The sequence below is a fragment of the Exiguobacterium sp. SH5S13 genome (genome assembly GCF_004337085.1).
Classification (GTDB): domain Bacteria; phylum Bacillota; class Bacilli; order Exiguobacteriales; family Exiguobacteriaceae; genus Exiguobacterium; species Exiguobacterium aurantiacum_A.
Map to the genome: position 1 here is coordinate 192,832 of NZ_SJUS01000001.1, position 17,688 is coordinate 210,519.

At 51.3% G+C, this 17,688-nt stretch carries 23 protein-coding genes; 4 read left to right on the forward strand and 19 right to left on the reverse strand.

Features of this window, described 5'->3' with window-relative positions:
• Window positions 1-19 precede the first annotated feature (19 nt).
• The 5 genes from bshC to EVJ30_RS01005 form a co-directional block, all read right to left on the reverse strand.
• On the reverse strand, window positions 20-1,531 hold the full coding sequence (bshC, locus tag EVJ30_RS00985; RefSeq protein WP_131467810.1) for a bacillithiol biosynthesis cysteine-adding enzyme BshC: 1,512 nt from the start codon (window positions 1,529-1,531) through the stop codon (window positions 20-22).
• Window positions 1,532-1,600: 69 nt separating this feature from the next.
• The gene (locus EVJ30_RS00990) at window positions 1,601-1,960 is read right to left on the reverse strand and encodes a DUF3397 domain-containing protein (protein ID WP_131467788.1); all 360 of its coding nucleotides are present in this window, start codon (window positions 1,958-1,960) and stop codon (window positions 1,601-1,603) included.
• Entirely contained in the window at window positions 1,954-2,793 is an 840-nt protein-coding gene (locus EVJ30_RS00995; RefSeq protein ID WP_131456293.1) for a ketopantoate reductase family protein, read from the reverse strand. Before EVJ30_RS00995 ends, EVJ30_RS00990 begins: the two co-directional genes overlap by 7 nt.
• A gap of 109 nt (window positions 2,794-2,902) precedes the next feature.
• On the reverse strand, window positions 2,903-3,076 hold the full coding sequence (gene rpmF, locus EVJ30_RS01000) for a 50S ribosomal protein L32 (protein ID WP_081338944.1): 174 nt from the start codon (window positions 3,074-3,076) through the stop codon (window positions 2,903-2,905).
• Between the two features lie 22 nt (window positions 3,077-3,098).
• The gene (locus tag EVJ30_RS01005) at window positions 3,099-3,626 is read right to left on the reverse strand and encodes a YceD family protein (RefSeq protein WP_070327567.1); all 528 of its coding nucleotides are present in this window, start codon (window positions 3,624-3,626) and stop codon (window positions 3,099-3,101) included.
• 157 nt (window positions 3,627-3,783) lie between these two features.
• On the opposite strand from EVJ30_RS01005, the gene EVJ30_RS01010 reads away from it, so the two are divergent.
• Window positions 3,784-4,914: a tRNA(Met) cytidine acetate ligase gene (locus EVJ30_RS01010; RefSeq protein WP_236633988.1), complete on the forward strand. Its 1,131-nt coding sequence runs from the start codon at window positions 3,784-3,786 to the stop codon at window positions 4,912-4,914.
• On the opposite strand, the gene EVJ30_RS01015 is transcribed toward EVJ30_RS01010, so the two are convergent.
• The 5 genes from EVJ30_RS01015 to EVJ30_RS01035 are packed head-to-tail and all read right to left on the reverse strand — an operon-like array spanning window position 4,893 to window position 7,700.
• Complete coding sequence (locus EVJ30_RS01015; protein ID WP_131456297.1) at window positions 4,893-5,885, reverse strand: SepM family pheromone-processing serine protease; 993 nt, start codon at window positions 5,883-5,885, stop codon at window positions 4,893-4,895. The genes EVJ30_RS01010 and EVJ30_RS01015 overlap by 22 nt on opposite strands.
• Window positions 5,882-6,376, reverse strand: coding sequence for a pantetheine-phosphate adenylyltransferase (coaD, locus tag EVJ30_RS01020; protein ID WP_016509015.1), 495 nt, complete (start codon window positions 6,374-6,376; stop codon window positions 5,882-5,884). Before coaD ends, EVJ30_RS01015 begins: the two co-directional genes overlap by 4 nt.
• A gap of 4 nt (window positions 6,377-6,380) precedes the next feature.
• Entirely contained in the window at window positions 6,381-6,947 is a 567-nt protein-coding gene (gene rsmD / locus EVJ30_RS01025) for a 16S rRNA (guanine(966)-N(2))-methyltransferase RsmD (RefSeq protein ID WP_131456299.1), read from the reverse strand.
• A gap of 53 nt (window positions 6,948-7,000) precedes the next feature.
• Entirely contained in the window at window positions 7,001-7,264 is a 264-nt protein-coding gene (locus EVJ30_RS01030; protein ID WP_016508973.1) for a YlbG family protein, read from the reverse strand.
• On the reverse strand, window positions 7,248-7,700 hold the full coding sequence (locus EVJ30_RS01035) for a YlbF/YmcA family competence regulator (protein ID WP_070327571.1): 453 nt from the start codon (window positions 7,698-7,700) through the stop codon (window positions 7,248-7,250). Before EVJ30_RS01035 ends, EVJ30_RS01030 begins: the two co-directional genes overlap by 17 nt.
• A gap of 121 nt (window positions 7,701-7,821) precedes the next feature.
• Here EVJ30_RS01035 and EVJ30_RS01040 point away from each other — a divergent pair, with 121 nt between their 5' ends.
• Window positions 7,822-8,577, forward strand: coding sequence for an ATP-grasp domain-containing protein (locus EVJ30_RS01040; RefSeq protein WP_201738306.1), 756 nt, complete (start codon window positions 7,822-7,824; stop codon window positions 8,575-8,577).
• A 102-nt stretch (window positions 8,578-8,679) separates the two neighbouring features.
• Complete coding sequence (locus EVJ30_RS01045) at window positions 8,680-9,030, forward strand: YugN family protein (protein ID WP_131456303.1); 351 nt, start codon at window positions 8,680-8,682, stop codon at window positions 9,028-9,030.
• Between the two features lie 84 nt (window positions 9,031-9,114).
• Here the strand turns inward: EVJ30_RS01045 and EVJ30_RS01050 are convergent, their stop codons facing one another.
• The 9 genes from EVJ30_RS01050 to cyoE all read right to left on the reverse strand — a co-directional run bounded on the left by EVJ30_RS01050 (window position 9,115) and on the right by cyoE (window position 16,441).
• Window positions 9,115-9,390 carry a hypothetical protein gene (locus EVJ30_RS01050; protein ID WP_131456305.1) on the reverse strand — a complete coding sequence of 92 codons (276 nt, stop codon included), beginning with the start codon at window positions 9,388-9,390 and terminating at the stop codon, window positions 9,115-9,117.
• A gap of 5 nt (window positions 9,391-9,395) precedes the next feature.
• Entirely contained in the window at window positions 9,396-10,010 is a 615-nt protein-coding gene (locus EVJ30_RS01055) for an SCO family protein (protein WP_131456307.1), read from the reverse strand.
• Window positions 10,011-10,030: 20 nt separating this feature from the next.
• A complete protein-coding gene (locus tag EVJ30_RS01060) occupies window positions 10,031-10,492 on the reverse strand; it encodes a DUF420 domain-containing protein (protein WP_016509532.1) in 462 nt (153 codons plus the stop codon).
• Between the two features lie 23 nt (window positions 10,493-10,515).
• Window positions 10,516-11,439 (reverse strand): cytochrome c oxidase assembly protein, encoded by a 924-nt coding sequence (locus EVJ30_RS01065; RefSeq protein ID WP_131456309.1) that lies wholly within the window; start codon window positions 11,437-11,439, stop codon window positions 10,516-10,518.
• A gap of 136 nt (window positions 11,440-11,575) precedes the next feature.
• The gene (locus EVJ30_RS01070; RefSeq protein ID WP_083273975.1) at window positions 11,576-11,905 is read right to left on the reverse strand and encodes a cytochrome C oxidase subunit IV family protein; all 330 of its coding nucleotides are present in this window, start codon (window positions 11,903-11,905) and stop codon (window positions 11,576-11,578) included.
• 1 nt (window position 11,906) lies between these two features.
• Complete coding sequence (locus EVJ30_RS01075) at window positions 11,907-12,533, reverse strand: cytochrome (ubi)quinol oxidase subunit III (RefSeq protein WP_131456311.1); 627 nt, start codon at window positions 12,531-12,533, stop codon at window positions 11,907-11,909.
• Entirely contained in the window at window positions 12,534-14,402 is a 1,869-nt protein-coding gene (ctaD, locus tag EVJ30_RS01080; protein ID WP_016509535.1) for a cytochrome c oxidase subunit I, read from the reverse strand. It abuts the gene before it with no gap.
• A gap of 38 nt (window positions 14,403-14,440) precedes the next feature.
• Window positions 14,441-15,418: a cytochrome c oxidase subunit II gene (coxB, locus tag EVJ30_RS01085; RefSeq protein WP_131456349.1), complete on the reverse strand. Its 978-nt coding sequence runs from the start codon at window positions 15,416-15,418 to the stop codon at window positions 14,441-14,443.
• Between the two features lie 96 nt (window positions 15,419-15,514).
• Window positions 15,515-16,441 (reverse strand): heme o synthase, encoded by a 927-nt coding sequence (cyoE, locus tag EVJ30_RS01090; RefSeq protein WP_071399537.1) that lies wholly within the window; start codon window positions 16,439-16,441, stop codon window positions 15,515-15,517.
• Between the two features lie 333 nt (window positions 16,442-16,774).
• On the opposite strand from cyoE, the gene EVJ30_RS01095 reads away from it, so the two are divergent.
• Window positions 16,775-17,677, forward strand: a complete 903-nt coding sequence (locus EVJ30_RS01095) for a COX15/CtaA family protein (protein WP_131456312.1) — start codon at window positions 16,775-16,777, stop codon at window positions 17,675-17,677.
• The last annotated feature ends 11 nt before the right edge of the window (window positions 17,678-17,688 follow it).

The window sequence follows — 17,688 nt, forward strand, 5'->3', positions numbered from 1 at the left end:
ATCATTTACGATTTCACAATCAGATTTTGACTAAACAGCGCTCCCATTCCGCCTGTTCATAGGCGGCGCGTAACCGAACGAATAAATCGTCTCCGTGACGATTCATCAGTGGGACCATCGACCAGATCCGCTCTTGCGGTGCGTCCATCGGCAGCAAGCGTGTCGACAGATGGATCCGGCGTCGATTCAAACGATACTGCTCGCGCTTCGCCTCGGCCCGCATCTCGTCAGCGAGACGGTCAAGGATATGCCGCGCGTTCGTCTCAAAGCGATGCCCGCGCTTTCCTGCCTCATGCCCGATTGCTTCAGACAGCGTGCGGTAGGCATACAGACTTTGGTCAAACGACTCGTCATCGAACGAATGGTCCGGGAGCGGATTCGTCAAGTAATCGACGAGCGTGGTCCCTTCTTGAGCGAGTTTTTTCTCGTCGTTCGTCGACATGACAACAGCGCCAAGTCTCGGGATCAACAACGGCATCTTCCAACCGAATACATGAAACAACGGACGAAGTTGGAGCCAATAGGCGATTTCACCCGGACCGGCGACGTATGCGAGCGTCGGGAACAAGTAATCTTGCATGAGCGGCCGGGAGACGACGTTATTCGAGAACCGTTCGGGATGCTCGTCAATTTCGTGTAACAGTTCCGCCTCCGTGAAGCGGTGACCGCGTTTCGTCGTGAAGACATCTCGTTCTTTCGTCAACAATTCACGCGTCCCGTCATGATAAAACACGTGGGCCGCATCGCGGTTCAGTTCTACGGACGGCATGCCGTCCTCGAATGAGTCGCGGAGCACTTCGTGCATGCGGTCGTGTTGCACGATCAACTGTTTGAACGCCTCACGTTCGAGCCGACGTACGTCAGGCTGATGCGGGTCGAACAGGAGAAAATCGTTCCCGACGAAACGTCGCATCATCTTCCCAAAAAATTGTGCGAACGAATGACTCGCTTGGAGTAAGGCGACAAGCTCACGATAAAGCGTCGCCGTATGGACAGTCTCTGTCTCCGACACGAACAGACGTTGCAACATTTGGACGAGTTCGATTTTGAGACGGTCGAATTCGAGTTCTCCGACCGATGCTTTCCCTGCGAGCGGAACGGTCGATAACGCTTCTTTCCGCAGTTGCCGTGACAACGGCTGGGGGGCGTACACATGGTTGATCTCGGCGAAGTCATGATCCTCGGTCGCCATCCAAAAAATCGGGATGACCGGCTTACCGAGCACGGCCTCCGCCTGTTTCGCTCGTTTGAGCACGGTTAACAGCTTATACACCGCAAACAACGGGCCCCCGAAGACGCCGACTTGCTGTCCGGTCACAATCGTGAACGCCTCGCCTTTCGCGAGCGCGTCGAGTTTTGAGTCAAGCACGTTCGAGAGCGGACCGTGAACCGTCTGTTGCGCCCGAAGAATCTCTGCTAACGATTCCAGATGCGGGTATGAGCGTCCTTCAAGCTCGCTCGCTCGAGCTTCGAGCTCGTCCATTCCTTTATAGTCCAGCCACTTCGTATATCCCGCTTCGATTTGGATCATCGGGGAAGATGGACTGTACATGGCGTCTAGCGACTCTATCCTCACGTATAACGACTTCCTTTCAAACGGTCAATGAATCATTTCTTTTGCGACACCGAGCGTGAACAACACGGCGTGTAACGGGACGAGTAGTAAAAATAACAATCGCCAGCCGTGTACGAACATTTTTGTATATAAGACTTCTTCGTGTCGGACTCGCTGCCAAATCGCATTTGCCGGAAAAATAGCGCAGCAGACGGCTAAGAGCAACCAAAAGACGTCGTCCCCGACGAGTGTCTCTAATAGGACCGCACACGCATAAAACCAGAGGAACACTCCGGCATCGCAGACAAGTTTAAACGTATTGACCGATTTCGGCATGATTTTTCTAAGTATCATATACACCATAAACCATATGACAAGCGGAAATGAAACGATATACACTAACACGATGCGCTCGCTCCTATTATCAATTTTTGCATGAGTGGGATGACCGTCAGTTTTCGGCCTCTGTCCTCGGCCCGTTTCAAGAGCGGGGTCAAGATGGCATCGACCTCGGTCATACGTCCGGCCTCGATATCTCGAAGCATCGAAGAGCGGTTTTGAGCTGTCTTCTCGATGATCGTCTCAATATATGTATAAGGCACGAACTGATCGAACAGCGGTGTCAGCTCCTCATAGATCGCTTGCGCGACTTCGCGGCAAGGCGGCTCGGCGACGGCTCCGTTCGGGACGCGACAAAGTGCGGTGATCGGATTGATGATCGCGTTCGCAAACAACTTTTCAACGACGACTTGTTCGATATCCGCTTCCCACACGACTTGGAGCGGCGAGGCGATGAACGTGAGCGGCTGTAGAGCATGCAAGCTCCCGATCCGAACTCGGCCGAGACCGCTATGGTTAATTCGATTTTCGTCTCGCGTCACCCCGTGCTCGATGACGCCTAAGTGGAACCCTCGTTCCCGAGCGTACTCGAGATGGGCAATCCCGTTCGAGCAGATGAACACAGGGACGTCCCCGGTAAGCCGTTCTGTCGCCGCGCGCACTTGGTGCGCTTTCGTCGTCACGAAAAAAACGTCCGCTTCCGTCTCGTTGAGTGTATGTACCGGTTTGAGCGGGACAGCGACGGTCCCCTGCGTCATACCGGCTCGTTCGATTATGACGTCTCTCGTTTCTTCGCCTCGACCGTACAAGGTGACGCTATAGTCTTTCGCGAGTAACGACGCCATCAACATCCCGACAGCCCCGTTCCCGATAATCCCAATTCGTTTGATCGGCTTCATTCGCTATCCCTCCACAAACAGTGTGCACAAAGAATTTTACCACAATCTGTTTCCAGGACCACACAATTAAAAAAAGAAGCGATCTCCAAGGAGACCGCTTCTTTTCGCATTATTTGCTTGTTACTTCTTTACCGTTGTAATGTCCGCAAGATTTGCAAACACGGTGTGAAAGTTTCATGTCGCCACAGTTCGGGCACTCGTTCATACCAGGTACGTTAAGTTTGAAGTGAGTACGACGAAGACGTTTGCGAGTTTTCGACGTTCTACGGAATGGTACTGCCATCGTTGTCCACCTCCTTGAAAAGTTAGCCGTTCTCGTCCTCTTTTTTAGAGAACAAGTCAGCAAGGCCCGCGAGGCGCGGGTCAATTTTTGGTTGGTCGTCCGGCTGTTCGTCAATGAGAGACCAGCCTTCCCCTTCAACCTGAGTTTTGTCTGTTTCGTTCCCGAAAATTTGAATCGGGACTTCTAACATGATGAGCTCTTTTACGATCGGTCGCAGATCAATCGTATTTCCTTCTGGCAAATTGACATCATCGAATTGCTCCGTATAACGCCCATTCTCCAAAAAGAAAGGCTCGAGCGATTCAATATCAAATTCAAAGACGACATCCTCTAACGTACGCGCATCTGGCAACGTCAGGTCCCCTTGAACCTTCAAATTGAATGTAACTTGATTAGATGTGAACGACGCATCCCCGTGCACATGCACCGGGCGAATCGAACGGATATCCGGATGGAGCTGAGTAAGCTCTTCGAGTTCAACCATCTCATCGATGGAAAAACTGTCATCCTGGTTTCGTAGCTTAAGTAGCTGTGCAATAGACCACTTCATCCGAATCACCTCAATTGCAACAATATGAATTATAGATAGGCCAACTTGTTTTGTCAATGTTTTTTCTTTACACTAAAATCAGTTGGCGACGGCGCTTTGCCAAAGCGTACTTACCTATCTTACACCAATCCAATCGACAATGCAAAGGAGTAAATTTATGAAAAAGACGGCCATCATCGCGGAGTACAATCCGTTCCATAACGGACATCTCTATCAGGCAAAAACAGCTCGAATCGAAACGGGTGCCGACGCCATGATCGCCATCATGAGTGCCCAGTTCACACAGCGCGGTGAACCGGCTGCTTTTGACAAGTGGAGCCGGGCAGCGGCAGCAGTCAAAACAGGGGCGATCGACCTTGTGATCGAACTGCCGACTTGTTACGGCGTCCAACGCGCCGACCGGTTCGCGAGTGCGGCTGTCGCCATCGCGGAACAAATCGGATGCCAAACGCTGTCGTTCGGCAGTGAGAGCGGCGACGCCGATGCGATCCTGCGCGCGGCACACGCTGGCATCGAAGCGTCACCCGCCTATCACGACGCGCTCCAACACGCCTTAAAAGCAGGCAAGTCATCCGCCAAAGCATCGAGCGAGGCGTTTGCGGCCCTTTATCCAACTTTTGATTTGACGCTCCCAAACAACATTCTCGCCTATCATTACGCGAAAGCCGCTCGCACCATCTCACTCCATACCGTAAAGCGTCTTGGGGCCGGTTATCACGATACAGGCGTCTCGGACGTCATGTCGGCAACGGGCGTCCGGGCCCACTATCTCGAGACCGGGAGTGTCCGGGCTGTCCCAGAAGCGACACGGGCGTTATTCCAGCAGACGTCGATGGCCCACTGGTCGCTCTATTGGCCTGTCTTGCAATTCAAGTTACGGACGATCCCGAAGTCAGAGCTCGAACAACTCGTCGGCATTGACGCTTCGTTGTCCCCTCGCTTGATCGAAGCCGGTCTCGCACCGACGTTCGAACAAGCTATGGGCGGTCTGTTGACGCGACGCTATACACGTACCGCCATCCAGCGCGCTCTCGTCTCGGTCCTCATCCATTGGAAACGTGACGAACTTCCGGAACGATTTGACGAAGTCCCATACGTCCGTCCGCTCGCATTCAATGCGATTGGCCGTAGCGTCTTGAAAGACATAAAAAAAACGGTCCCGCTCGTCAGCAAGTACCAGTCTGATTTAGCGTTCGAAGCTCGTGTGACCGAGGCGTACCGGTTACCTCTCGGCAACCGGTCACTGCTCGAGCATATGCAAACCCCTCAATTCATCGACTCCAAATAATCGATGGCGTCCTCGACCGTTTCGACCGGAACGACTGCAATATCGCTCTCGATCCGGTCGAGTGATTCCAGCGCTTCATCATAATTCGAACCGGCCGGCACGAAGAACACCGAGGCACCGGCTCGGTCAGCCGCGACGATTTTTTGCCACGCCCCACCGATCGGACCGACGTTTCCTTCTTCATCGACCGTACCAGTACCGGCAATCGTCTCACCGCCCGCCAAGTCACCCGGCGTCAACTGATCATAAATCTCTAGCGTGAACATGAGCCCGGCCGATGGCCCCCCAACGTTCGTCAGTTCAAACGTGACGTCCGGTTCTGTGCGCACATCTTGCACCGGCAGCGGCTCATAAATCCCGAGACCGACACGGCTCCCGCTCCGGTCGAGCGGTTGAACGAGTGTCTTCACGACACGTTCCCGTCCATCCCGTTCGAGCGTGATCGTCACTTCATCGCCCGTCTCGAACGCCGAGACGCGATCGATGAAATCAAGACGTGACGCGAACGATTGGCCGTCAAGCGCTGTAATGACGTCACCTGGTTTAAGGACGTTCGCCGCGAGCGACCCGGTGATTGGAGCCGAGACGTACATGCCGTCAAACGTGACGGTCACGTCCTCTTCGGCTAGACCGTACGCGTATTGGATGGCTGCTTGCTGCGACGATGACATGAGCAGCTGCTGTCTTCGCTCGTAATCGTCTTCCCCTTCGCCGTCATACAAATAGCGACTAGACGGACTCGCTTCCGTGAACGGCGTGAACCAGCTCCCGACGAGCCAAAGCGGTGTCGCCCGTCGTTGCGAGATCGTGACCATCATCAGTTCACCCGCATCTTTCGTCCCGTCTTCAACCGTCATAAAGTTTTCGATGGTCGTCGCTTCGCCCGGATACGTGATGTAATAAGGTAACGGGGCAAATAGAAAGATGAGCACGGCGACGAGGATACCGAAGCCGATCTTCAGCGGCTTCATTGCTGTTGACTCACTTCATATTTTTTCCGAAGTGCCTGTTCGACTTGTTCGGGAACGAGTTCAGCGACCGAGGCGCCGTATTTGGCGACTTCTTTCACGATCGACGAACTAAGGAACGAGTATTTGCTATTCGTCATCATAAACAGCGTCTCGACGTCCTCGTTTAACTTCTTGTTGATCGAAGCGATCTGAAGTTCGTATTCGAAGTCAGAGACGGCCCGAAGACCGCGGACGATCGTCGCTGCTTCTCGTTTAGCGGCATACTCGACGAGCAGCCCGCCAAACGCGTCCGCTGACACGTTCGGTAAATGCGATGTCACTTCCCGAATGAGCGTGAGCCGCTCTTCGACGTTGAATAACGGTGCCTTGCTCGAGTTTTCGAGCACCGCGACGATCACTTCATCAAAGATGGCTGCCGCCCGCTCAATAATATCTAAATGTCCGTTCGTAATCGGGTCAAAGCTCCCCGGGCAAATCGCGATCCGTTTCATATGTTCACTCCTCGGTCGTTGCGTACTCGTAAAGGCTGATCGTAATAACAGACGAGTAGCGTTGAACCTTAATTTTTTCGAGCAGACCGACCCGATCCGGCAACGTCGTCTCGCTGCCATGTTCGCAGACGACGACGCCGTTGTCTGTCAACAGTCGGTTCGATTCAATGAGTTGTAAAAACGATTCATGTTCTTCCTCATGGTACGGCGGGTCCATGAAGATGAGTTTAAACGACCGCCCCGCCTCGGCGAGTTGGTCGAGGACGGCCCGCGCGTCTTGCCTTTGAACCGTCGCCTGTGCCTCGTAACGCGTCGCCCGTAGATTGTCCTGTATCGTTTGAATCGCCTTCCCATGACGATCGACGAAGACGGCACGGTCGCACCCCCGTGATAACGCCTCGATCCCGAGACCGCCACTCCCCGCGTAAAGGTCGAGGGCATCCCCCCCGGCGAAGTAAGGGCCGATGATATTAAACAATGATTCTTTTACTTTATCTGCCGTCGGTCGTGTCGTCGACCCTGGGACCGCCTTTAGGCGCGTCCCTTTTCGTTCTCCTGAAATGACTCGCATCGTTGATCCTCCATTAGAAAAGATGAAGGCGTCACCACCTTCATCTCGCCCGTTTATTTCTGCTTTGGCTCGTAAGTCTCGGCAATGAAAGGCCGTTCGCTCCGAACGACCGCGTCGACGAATGGCAAGGCACTGATTTTCTCGATGATCGTCTCATGGTCTTCTAAGTCCGTATATAAAAAGGCGTACTTCTCACGCTTCGAGACGTAATATAAGTTTGCGTAGCGACGCAGTGCTTTCACTTGTTTGAGCGACTGCACGTAAACGACGAGTCCGATTCGACCTTTTAACTCGAATGATTCAGCCAGCACATCCACAACTTCCGCCTCCTCCGCCACAGCTTCCGCCACCGGAACAGCCACCCTCATCGAAGAACGGGTTGCCGGTAGGGACTTTGATTTTTGGAGATACCGAGAACGCCAACAGCTCACTCACTTCTCCGAGTAACTTATCCAAGTTACGTTCCGCCTTTTTGAAGGCGGCCACTTCCGGTTGCACGTCGAGACGACGCTTCACGAGATGCATCTCTTTTTTGATACGATCGTGATCCGGGTGATGTTTCCCGAACCGTTGCACGTACTCATAATCTTCTTTCATTCGTAAAAATTCCCGTTCGACTTCCTGGGCTTCTTTCGAGCGAGCGCGAGCTTGTTTTGTCGCGATATATGTTTGGAACGATTCGCTCGTCTCGATCAAGGCAGTCAATGCTTCTGTTTGATCGAGCAAATCAATCGTCTGTTCAGTAATAATCATGGCTTTCACCCTTTCTGACATGATTTTACCACAATTGATTCCCTCTGTGAGCAATCGGACTTATAATTGAACGTGACGTAAATGCAGAAAGGAAGTGAACCACCGCTTCGTGCGGTGTACAATGAAAAAAGTCTCGTTTAACATGATTCGCTCGGCCGGTATGAAAACCGACTATGCGAAACCAGAATATTATTATGATCAGCTCGATAAAGTCCGGGCGGCCGATCTCGTCCTCTTCCCGGAGTACTGGATGGTCAACTCGATCATTTACGGGTTGAACAAACCGATCTTCCCGTCTCCGGCGACGTACCACCTCGGGCACGATAAAATCGAGATGACACGCGCTTTCACAGCGACGTTCCCGCATCGCATCCCGAAGACGTTAATTTACGGGAAGAACCCGTACACGATCGAACGCGTCATTGAAGAGTTCGAATACCCGTTCGTCGCCAAGACCGCCAAGTCCTCGATGGGTCAAGGCGTCTGGCTCATTAAAAATGAACAAGAATGGCTCGAATACGTCGACAAACACGAGACGTTTTACGTCCAACAGTTCATCCCGAACGACCGCGACCTGCGCATCATCGTCATCGGCGAAGAAGTCGTCGGTTCTTATTGGCGCGTCAGTGAGGCCTTTTTAAACAACGTCGCCCAAGGTGCCCACTTCTCGTATGACGATATCCCAGGTCACGTCGTGGAAGAAGTGCTCTCGATCGCAAAGACACTTCACATCAATCACGCCGCGTTCGACGTCATCGTCTCAGGGGATAATTTTTACATTTTGGAATTCAACGTCTTCTTCGGTTCAGAAGGATTGATGCCGCTCGGCGTGAGACTTCCCGACAAGATTGCGGCGTATCTCGAAACGATGTCTTGACCGTTCATCTTTTTTTCACAATTTGAACACACGTTATTCCAAGAACGTTTTCGAATATGATATGATGACATATGAGGTTTATTAGGGAAAAGGGGGATTATGATGAAATTTGAGCAGTTCCACATCGAGGGAAAAGAGATCCGCTTCGGTTTGCTCGAGACGATCATGGATCATCATCATTTCATCCGTGAAGGCGCTTGGGACTATGAGCGTGCGACGTATGATATGAAGTACGAGAAGCAATCGACGGGCGAGACGTTTTACCTGCGCTTGCCGGTTTATGCGATTGAAGGCCAAATCGAGGACCGTCATGCGGTCGTTAAAATGGTGACACCGATTCTCGGGAAACATTACTACCCGCACGGCGTCGAGTACGACGAAGAGTTCCCAGAAGAAATCGTTCGCGACTGTGAGCGCCGATTGGCGGCACTCGCCGAGACGTTAGAAGTCTAACCCCTTTCATAACTGAAAGGGTTTTCTTATGGCCACTCAACAAAAATGGAGAACCCGCTGTGGGTTCTCCATTTTTACATACACTTAACGACTTGCAATGACGTTTAGCGTCACGTCGACTTGTCCGAGCAATAGATCGAACTGGTCGCGGACGTAGAGGTACAATCGCTCTGCCTCGCTGAGCGAGACGGGTGCGCTCAGTAGATAATCGTACCGCTCTTTCGAGAGCGACACGATTTTCACTTCACGCAATCCGAATTCGATCGCGCTGCACGCAATCAAATCCTCGATCGCCCGCTCTGCAATCGTCACATCTCCGTATGAATAATCGTTTCCGATGACAGCCATCGTATCGTTCATCTTCTTCACTCCTTTTCTGCAACGAGCACCAACACGTCCTCCATAATGGTTTCGATGTCGACTGGTTTTTCTCCTGTCGTCGCCATTTGCGCGACTGCACGAACATCGTGGTGACGGTCGATGATATACATCGTCGTCGCGTGGGTGACAAGTCCACTATTCGCTTTCGAATAATAGAACTGAAGCTGACGAGTGATCCGGTCGATGTCGGCTTTGTCACCGGTCAACATCTTCCATCCAGTTGGCTCAGCTTGGAACGCCGCTCCGTAGTTCTCAAGTACCGGGATCGTATCGACTTCCGGGTCGACCGTGATGGCGACGAGTTCGACGTCAGTACCGTACAAGTCGTTCGCCTTCAAGTCTTGCTCGAGTTTCATGAAGTCGCGTAGCGTGAGCGGACAAATGTCGGGACAGTTCGTATAAAAGAACGTGACGATTTTGACTTTGCCGTTATCTGAGTTATACGGTTGGCCATCGAGCGCGTTCGTCAACGTGAACGGGGTCGGCTCTTGGATGACCGGCAAATCATCTTCTTTGAAGAAGAGGAAATACGAAGCCGCTCCGATAGCGATCAAAATGACGACCGTCAACCCGACCGTCAAGTAACTATTCCGTTTCATGCTCATCCCCCTCTCTTCGGTCATCCTCCGATGATGGCCCGGAAGACGTTCGTCGTCTCACCCGGTTCAAACGCCACATAGAGAAGAACATAGACCATCACACCTGTAATGGCTGTGAAAAACCAGACGACTGATGCTTTCGGTCCGATTTTACGATGTTTCTCGATCTTGTTTTTATAGCCAAGATAGAGTGTGATCAATCCGAGGATACCACCTGTCGTCGCCAGGATGATGTGGAAAATCATGAAAGCGAGATAGTACGGCTTCACTGAGTCCGGACCTCCGAATGCGGTATTCCCAACAAAGATCGTCCGCGAGACGTAAAGGATAAAGAACGTCGTCGCCGCGACGGCAGCTGCTGTCATGACTTTCTTATGCTTTTCAATATTGCGGCGGTCGCGCGCGATAATCGTCCAGCCGATCGCGACCAAAATCGCACTGATTACAATGAATGTCACACTAATTAAGGCAAGATAGTTCATCGATGTTTCCCCTTTGACTTAGTTCATTTTTTCTCTTTCGGTTCGTTCGGTGTGAATGACATGCCTTCGTCAAGCGCGAGCGATTTCGTTCGGCGTACCCAACCGAAGAACGTCCAGCCGAAGAAGAAACCGTACACGACTTCCTGCCCAAGCTTCATCAATACCCCGCCGAAGCGCTGGTCTTCGAGAGCGCTGTTCGTCGCACCCATCAAGGCGTTTAAGTCAAGACCGGACACGTCACCGTTCGGCATACAGTATCCGAGCACCGTCGCGAACGTCTCAACGTCCGTATAGGCGTCATAGAGAATTCCTTGACTGAAGATGATGAACGCACAAGCAGGCGTCAATAGCACGCCGTTTGCGATGATGTACACCATCCGTTTCAAATCGGACATCCCCTCTTCTTCATCCGAGAGGAACGGGGCGATGACCGGATACCACATCGTCAAACTGAAGACGACGAGAGCCCCGTGAAAGATGCGATGCACCCCGTAGTTCGTTAACACGTAATCAAAGATGAATGGCATGTGGTAAAACGTAAATAACGCGTTGAACAACACGAGCGCGATCAGCGGTTTTGTCATAAACTTGAGCGCCGCCCCGATCACTTTATAACTAAATAATTTTTCAAATACCCAATACGGCAATCCGTAAATGACGAGCGCCGGAGCTAACACGTAGACGAGCACCATCTGCAACATATGCACCGAGAAGATGATGTGCGCGAGCACGTCGACTGGACTACCAAATCCGATGTAATAGAGCACGATCGCAAACAACATGCTGAACTTTTGTAGCAACGTGGTCGACTCGTACCCTCGTTTCGCCATTCTCTCTGTGACGAACGCATAGAGGACGTACAACCCTACCATCAACAATCCGAACAACGGACTCCAAAGCGTTGTCCATTCGAACTGTTTGAGTAGCTCTGATGTATTCCAGAGCATCCCTTCACCCCTTTTCTTTCTCTCCCAAACCGATGAAACCGTTCACTTCAAGATTACTATTCCTTTATTTTTGAAGTAAAGCAAAAAGGACTGAATCATCTATGTTTCCACAGATGTTCAATCCTTTGTCACATTTTTACCAAATGAGCAAACGGAGTGCCGCGACAGTGATGATGGCGACGAAAATACCAAGCCACATCATTCCGACAATCCACGTGTTGCCACGGTTGTTCATATGCATGAAGATATACAGCTGCAAGAACACTTGGATGATGGCGAGGATAATCAAGAAGCCACCCGCCGCCCATACCGGCATGAGCTCCGCGTAGACCGCGCCGAACGCGACAAACGTGAGCAAAATCATCATCGCGAAACTGATCAACTGAAGTTGATACTCGCGTCTCGACTCTGCCTTCACTTCAAGCTCTAACTGTTTGTGTGTTTCGTTCATTGGATTTTTTTCCATGTCAGCTCACCATCCCTAAGAGATAGACGATCGAGAAAATGAAGACCCAAACAACGTCGATGAAGTGCCAATATAAACTCGACACGTAGAACTTCGGTGCGTTGTAGACATCGATCGGACGGTTCCAGTTGCGGATCAACAGCGTCGTGATCCAAAGGAGACCGAACGTGACGTGAGCACCGTGGAATCCGACGAGCGTATAGAAGGCAGATCCGAACGCACTCGACGTGAACGTGTGACCGATATGGTAGTAGTGGATGAACTCGTAAATCTCAGCTCCTAAGAACCCTGCTCCGAGAAGAAGCGTCACGATCAACCAAAACTTCATGCGACCTGGATTGTTCGCTTTCATGTTCATCATCGCGAGCACGCTCGTGAGCGAGCTCGTGAGGAGGAGCATCGTCATCATGAAGACGAGCCCCATCTCAAAGATGTTGTACGAGCGAAGTTCCTCTGGCGCGCCAGAATTTAGAAGCCCGACGTACGTTCCAAACAACGAGGCGAAGAGAACGGTCTCTCCTCCAAGGAAGAACCAGAAGGCCACATATTTATTTTTCCCTTCCAGCGTGGCTTTCTCTGGATTGGCCGGAATACCGGTCACTGGGTGTTTTTCGACTGCATGTGCCATTTATTGTTCTCCTTTCTCACGAATCGCTTTCAAATCCGCTTCGATTTGTGATTTTGGAATGTAGAATCCGTGGTCGTCGATCCATGAACGGAGGAACATCGACACGAACGTGATGAGTAAACCGATGACGATAAGTGACCAACCGACAACCGGGTTGTCCATTTGGAAAATCGCGCCAAGTCCAGCGATGAATAACCCGAGTGACATGAAGAACGGGATCAATGAGTTATTCGGCATGTGGATGTCTGACACTGGTTCAGCGACAGAAACCCGTTTGTTACCCGCCATCTTCTCGAGCCAGAACGTGTCCAACCCTTTGACGAGCGGTGTTTGTGCGAAGTTGTACTCTGGAGTCGGCACAGGAAGTGTCCACTCGAGCGTACGTCCGTCTTCCCAATGGTCCGGTTTGACGACGTCTTTCGACAAGAACGCCTTGACGACGGCGATGAGCAAGATGATCGTCGACACACCCATGAAGAAGGCACCGATCGTCGACAGCAAGTTCATCGTCTCAAACCCTTGATTCGGCAAGTATGTGAAGACGCGGCGTGGCATCCCGAACAATCCGAGGAAATGTTGCGGGAAGAACGTCAAGTGGAACCCGATGAAGAACAACCAGAACTGCCAGTAGCCAAGCTTCTCAGAGAGCGCTTTGCCGAACATGAGCGGGAACCAGTAGAACAGTCCTGCGAAAAGACCGAAGACGACCCCACCGACGATAACGTAGTGGAAGTGGGCGACAACGAAGTAACTATCGTGGTACTGATAGTCAGCCGGTGCGACCGAGAGCATAACCCCTGTCATCCCTCCGACGAGGAACGATGGGATGAACGCCACCGAGTAAAGCATCGCAACGTTGAACTTGATCTGCCCACCCCAAAGTGTGAACAGCCAGTTGAAGATTTTGACCCCTGTCGGAACGGCGATGGCCATCGTCGCGACGGCGAAGATCGAGTTCGCGACCGGTCCGAGACCGACGGTGAACATGTGGTGAACCCAAACCATGAAGCCAAGGAACCCGATGAGCATCGTAGCGAATACCATCGTCGTGTAACCGAACAAGCGTTTACGGGCAAACGTCGGAATGATTTCCGAGAAAATACCGAACGCCGGTAAGATCAAGATGTAAACTTCCGGGTGACCGAAGATCCAGAAGAGGTGTTCCCAAATGACGACGTTACCGCCCATTGCCGGATTGAAGTAAACGGCACCGAACAGACGCTCGAACATCAACATGAACAAGCCGACTGTAAGCGGTGGGAATGCGAAGACGATCAACGCCGAAGCGACGAACGTCGTCCACGTGAAGAGCGGCATCCGCATGAGTTTCATGCCTGGTGCCCGCATGTTCAAAATCGTGACGAGGAAGTTAATCCCGGCCATGAGTGAACCGAACCCTGAGATTTGAAGACCGAGGGCGTAGAAGTCGACCCCTGTCGCTTCCGGTTGCGTCGAGAGCGGCGCGTAAGCCGTCCAACCCGCGTTCGGTGCAGCGCCGAAGAACCAGCTAAGGTTCAACATGAGGCCACCGAAGAAGAACAACCAAAAACCGAGCGAGTTAATGAACGGGAACGCGACGTCGCGCGCCCCGATTTGAAGCGGCACGACGGCGTTCATAAAACCGAATAGCATCGGCATCGCCGCAAGGAAGATCATCGTCGTCCCGTGCATCGTGATCAACTGGTTGAACACTTCGCCACTGACGAAATCGTTCATCGGACGGACGAGTTGCCAACGAATAAGTAACGCTTCAATTCCACCGAGAAGGAGGAAGAAGATTCCTGAGAACAAATACAAAATACCGATTTTTTTGTGGTCAACCGTCGTAACCCAATCCATGATGCCATTGTATTTACGCGGTTGCTGCATAGCAGTGGTCTGTGCCACGTGAAATCCCCCTTTTCCCGTTAGTCAATCTTCTGATCGTACAAGAAGTCAACGAGTGCATCTAACTCTTCATCACTGATTTGGCCTTCGCTGAAGCCAGGCATGAGCGCGCCTTGTTTTAATTCTTGTGGATCACGAATCCATTCTTTCAACTTTTCTTCGTTGTTTTCGAGGTAACCCGCCAACCACTCGCGGTCACCGAAGTTCGTCAAGCTCGGCGCGACTTTACCGCCACCGTGGCAGCTCAAGCAACTTTCGACGTACACTTGCTCACCTGTCGTCAAGTTTTGATTGTCGGCGACAAGTTTTTCTGTGTTTTCGTCTTGCTTCGCTTTCATGTCTTCGAGCCACTGATCGTAATCAGCTTGCTCGAGGGCGATGACTTTGAAGTCCATGAGCGCGTGCGATGGTCCACAAAGCTCGGCACACTTACCGTAGAACGTACCAGCTTCGTTTGCATGCAACCACATCTCGTTATCTAACCCTGGGTTCGTATCCGTCTTACCAGACAAAGCCGGTACCCAGAACGAGTGAATGACGTCTTTTGATGTCAAGTTGATACCGACCCGTTTACCGACCGGGATGACAAGTTCTTGTCCTGTGACAACACCAGCGTTCGGATATTCGAACTCCCACCAGTACAGGTTGGCTGTAACGTTAATTTCTTCTTCTTTTTTCGCTTCTTTCGCTTTCGCGAGTTCGACAGTCGTTGTGATTGTCGGAACAGCGAGAATGATGAGCAAGATGATTGGAACGACTGTCCAAATCATTTCGAGCGTGCTGCTACCTTCCACTTGCTTCGGAATCGATTCATCTTTCCGACGGAATTTCATGAGCACGTACACGTAAATGACCGTTACGATGACAAGTACAAAGAGCATGATTGCCAAACTGATGAGAATGATCCGGAGCTGAATTTCAGCGCCTTCTCCCATCGGCTTCAATGCAGACAATCCCTCTACGCCGCACCCTGACAACAGCAGCGCGAACATCATCATCGGGACGATGCCAAACAGAAGCTTCTTAAATGATTTCACAACAATCCCCACTTTCTCCCAAAATGATGTGCAATGGTTTCTATATAGTGAGTGCGATTACCAAAGTGCCGTCAATACCAGCGCGACAATCCACACGACTAAATAAATTAATGAATAAAAGAACATTTTGTTAGCCCACTTGATCTCATCTTCGGCTTTAAACCCTTTCAAACCGAGATATAACCAGTAGCCCCCAAGACCGGCCGCAATGATCACGTAGACCGTACCGTAATGCATAAACAAGAGCGATGCTGGAATGAGCGTCGCAATCCACCAAATGATTTGCCGCTTGGTGATCGCGAAGCCGTTTACAACGGGCAGCATCGGAATGCCTGCCGCCCGGTATTCCTCGACGCGTCGCATCGCGAGCGCGAGGAAGTGTGGCGGTTGCCACAAGAACATGACGAGGAACATGAGCCAGGCGTCGATATGAAGCGCCGGGTCAATCGCGGCCCATCCGATCAGCGGTGGAACCGCTCCGGAGATACTGCCGACGACCGTGTTCAACGTATGTGTCCGTTTTAGCCACATCGTATAAATAACGACATAAAAAAATGCCCCGATTAAACCGAAGACTGCTGCTACGTACGACACGATCAATAAAAGTAATGTCCCGACCGCAAGTTGCGTAAGTCCGAGAAGTAAAATGCGCTCCCCTGAAATTTTACCGGTGACACTCGGTCGATTGTCTGTACGTCCCATCAAGTAGTCGATATCACGGTCCACGAAGTTGTTTAGGTAACAACTCCCGGAAATGACGAGTGCGCTTCCTAACATCGTTAATAAGAGCTGTGGCCAAACTTCAAACAAATAAAGCACTGGCGTGTCACTCTGGTATGTTGTTGCCACAAAGAAACCGGCGAACACTAACAAAAGGTTAGCGCGTACGATTCCCATTTTTGCCAAAGCAACATAGTCACGGAACGAGGCGGCGGATTCTGTATAGTCTACTTCTGCCACTGTTCCCGGGTTGACTTTTGTCATGCTGACCCCCCCACATAATCACGAAATACTCGTATTCTTTTCACAGAAAAAACACAATATGAACAAAGTACACCTAACTCATTACAAAGATACCATATTTCCAAAAAGAATACGTCGTTTATGCTTGTAAAATAGCGAGTTTTTTATGGCGGACGTGTGATAATTGTCACAGTAAAATTCCTGTACCGATACTAGGATAACGATTTTGATAGCGATTGCAAGCTTTTCCATTTCGTTTTTCCGGACTAAAGCCGTATAATAAGTATGGCGAAAAAAATAAAAACATACAAGGCACAATTCTAGTGATTTTTCTCAAAAAGCAGGTGGAAACGAATGCATAAAAAACTCGCACTATTCTCAAGCCTTGTCACCCTCGGTATGATGCTCGTCTTGATCATGGGCGGTACTGTTACGAAAACCGACTCAGGTGACGGCTGCGGGGCAGACTGGCCGCTCTGTCACGGGAAACTGATCCCGACGAACCCGAGCGTCGAGACGATGATCGAATACAGTCACCGTGTCGTTTCAGGGATTGAGGGACTCCTCATCATCGCCTTGACGATTTGGACGTTCACGGTCGTCAAAAATCGATTCGATGTCAAAGTGTTCGCGTTCCTCGCGTTTATTTTCATGTTGATCCAATCGATCATCGGCGCCGGAGCCGTCATCTGGCAACAGTCGGACGCGATTCTTGCGCTCCATTTCGGGATCTCGCTCGTCTCGTTCGCCTCGCTGCTCATCTTGACGATTCTTTTATTCGAAGGTGAACGGGTACACAAAGCCGTGTCCGAAAAATTAAAGATTCACTTGTACGGGTTGACGATTTACACGATGGTCGTCGTCTACACAGGAGCTTACGTCAGACACCTCGGTGCGACATACGCTTGTGTCGGTTGGCCGATCTGTGAGCAAAACGTGTGGACGTTCGAATCATACGTTCAAATGGGCCATCGCATCATGGCGGCACTTCTCGTCTTCTACACGCTCTACGTCCTCTATTTGGCCCGACGCGAAACGAACCGTCTCGTCGAACGGGGCATGTGGGCCTCACTATTCTTCATCATGCTTCAAGTCGGCACGGGTGCATGGATCGTCCTTGGCGGCCACGCCACATACGTACCGCTCTTGCACGCTTTCTTGATCACGTGCTACTTCGGAATCATCTCGTACTTGGCGTACCATGCGTATCGAAGCACCAATCGAGCGGTAGACGCAGCTCGAAAAGAAACGGTCTGACGAATCAAACC

Bases quoted from the DNA above. Each gene is read 5' to 3' on its own strand.
- EVJ30_RS01065 (WP_131456309.1), bottom strand. From the start codon at position 11,439: ATGCTCTGGAATACATCAGAGCTACTCAAACAGTTCGAATGGACAACG.
- ctaD (WP_016509535.1), bottom strand. From the start codon at position 14,402: ATGCAGCAACCGCGTAAATACAATGGCATCATGGATTGGGTTACGACG.
- rpmF (WP_081338944.1), bottom strand. From the start codon at position 3,076: ATGGCAGTACCATTCCGTAGAACGTCGAAAACTCGCAAACGTCTTCGT.
- EVJ30_RS01040 (WP_201738306.1), top strand. From the start codon at position 7,822: ATGAAAAAAGTCTCGTTTAACATGATTCGCTCGGCCGGTATGAAAACC.
- EVJ30_RS01015 (WP_131456297.1), bottom strand. From the start codon at position 5,885: ATGAAGCCGCTGAAGATCGGCTTCGGTATCCTCGTCGCCGTGCTCATC.
- EVJ30_RS01005 (WP_070327567.1), bottom strand. From the start codon at position 3,626: ATGAAGTGGTCTATTGCACAGCTACTTAAGCTACGAAACCAGGATGAC.
- EVJ30_RS01055 (WP_131456307.1), bottom strand. From the start codon at position 10,010: ATGAAACGGAATAGTTACTTGACGGTCGGGTTGACGGTCGTCATTTTG.
- bshC (WP_131467810.1), bottom strand. From the start codon at position 1,531: ATGATCCAAATCGAAGCGGGATATACGAAGTGGCTGGACTATAAAGGA.
- EVJ30_RS01075 (WP_131456311.1), bottom strand. From the start codon at position 12,533: ATGGCACATGCAGTCGAAAAACACCCAGTGACCGGTATTCCGGCCAAT.
- EVJ30_RS00995 (WP_131456293.1), bottom strand. From the start codon at position 2,793: ATGAAGCCGATCAAACGAATTGGGATTATCGGGAACGGGGCTGTCGGG.
- EVJ30_RS01010 (WP_236633988.1), top strand. From the start codon at position 3,784: ATGAAAAAGACGGCCATCATCGCGGAGTACAATCCGTTCCATAACGGA.
- EVJ30_RS01035 (WP_070327571.1), bottom strand. From the start codon at position 7,700: ATGATTATTACTGAACAGACGATTGATTTGCTCGATCAAACAGAAGCA.
- cyoE (WP_071399537.1), bottom strand. From the start codon at position 16,441: ATGACAAAAGTCAACCCGGGAACAGTGGCAGAAGTAGACTATACAGAA.
- coaD (WP_016509015.1), bottom strand. From the start codon at position 6,376: ATGAAACGGATCGCGATTTGCCCGGGGAGCTTTGACCCGATTACGAAC.
- EVJ30_RS01095 (WP_131456312.1), top strand. From the start codon at position 16,775: ATGCATAAAAAACTCGCACTATTCTCAAGCCTTGTCACCCTCGGTATG.
- EVJ30_RS01070 (WP_083273975.1), bottom strand. From the start codon at position 11,905: ATGGAAAAAAATCCAATGAACGAAACACACAAACAGTTAGAGCTTGAA.
- EVJ30_RS01050 (WP_131456305.1), bottom strand. From the start codon at position 9,390: ATGAACGATACGATGGCTGTCATCGGAAACGATTATTCATACGGAGAT.
- coxB (WP_131456349.1), bottom strand. From the start codon at position 15,418: ATGATGATGTTCGCGCTGCTGTTGTCAGGGTGCGGCGTAGAGGGATTG.
- rsmD (WP_131456299.1), bottom strand. From the start codon at position 6,947: ATGCGAGTCATTTCAGGAGAACGAAAAGGGACGCGCCTAAAGGCGGTC.
- EVJ30_RS01045 (WP_131456303.1), top strand. From the start codon at position 8,680: ATGAAATTTGAGCAGTTCCACATCGAGGGAAAAGAGATCCGCTTCGGT.
- EVJ30_RS01060 (WP_016509532.1), bottom strand. From the start codon at position 10,492: ATGAACTATCTTGCCTTAATTAGTGTGACATTCATTGTAATCAGTGCG.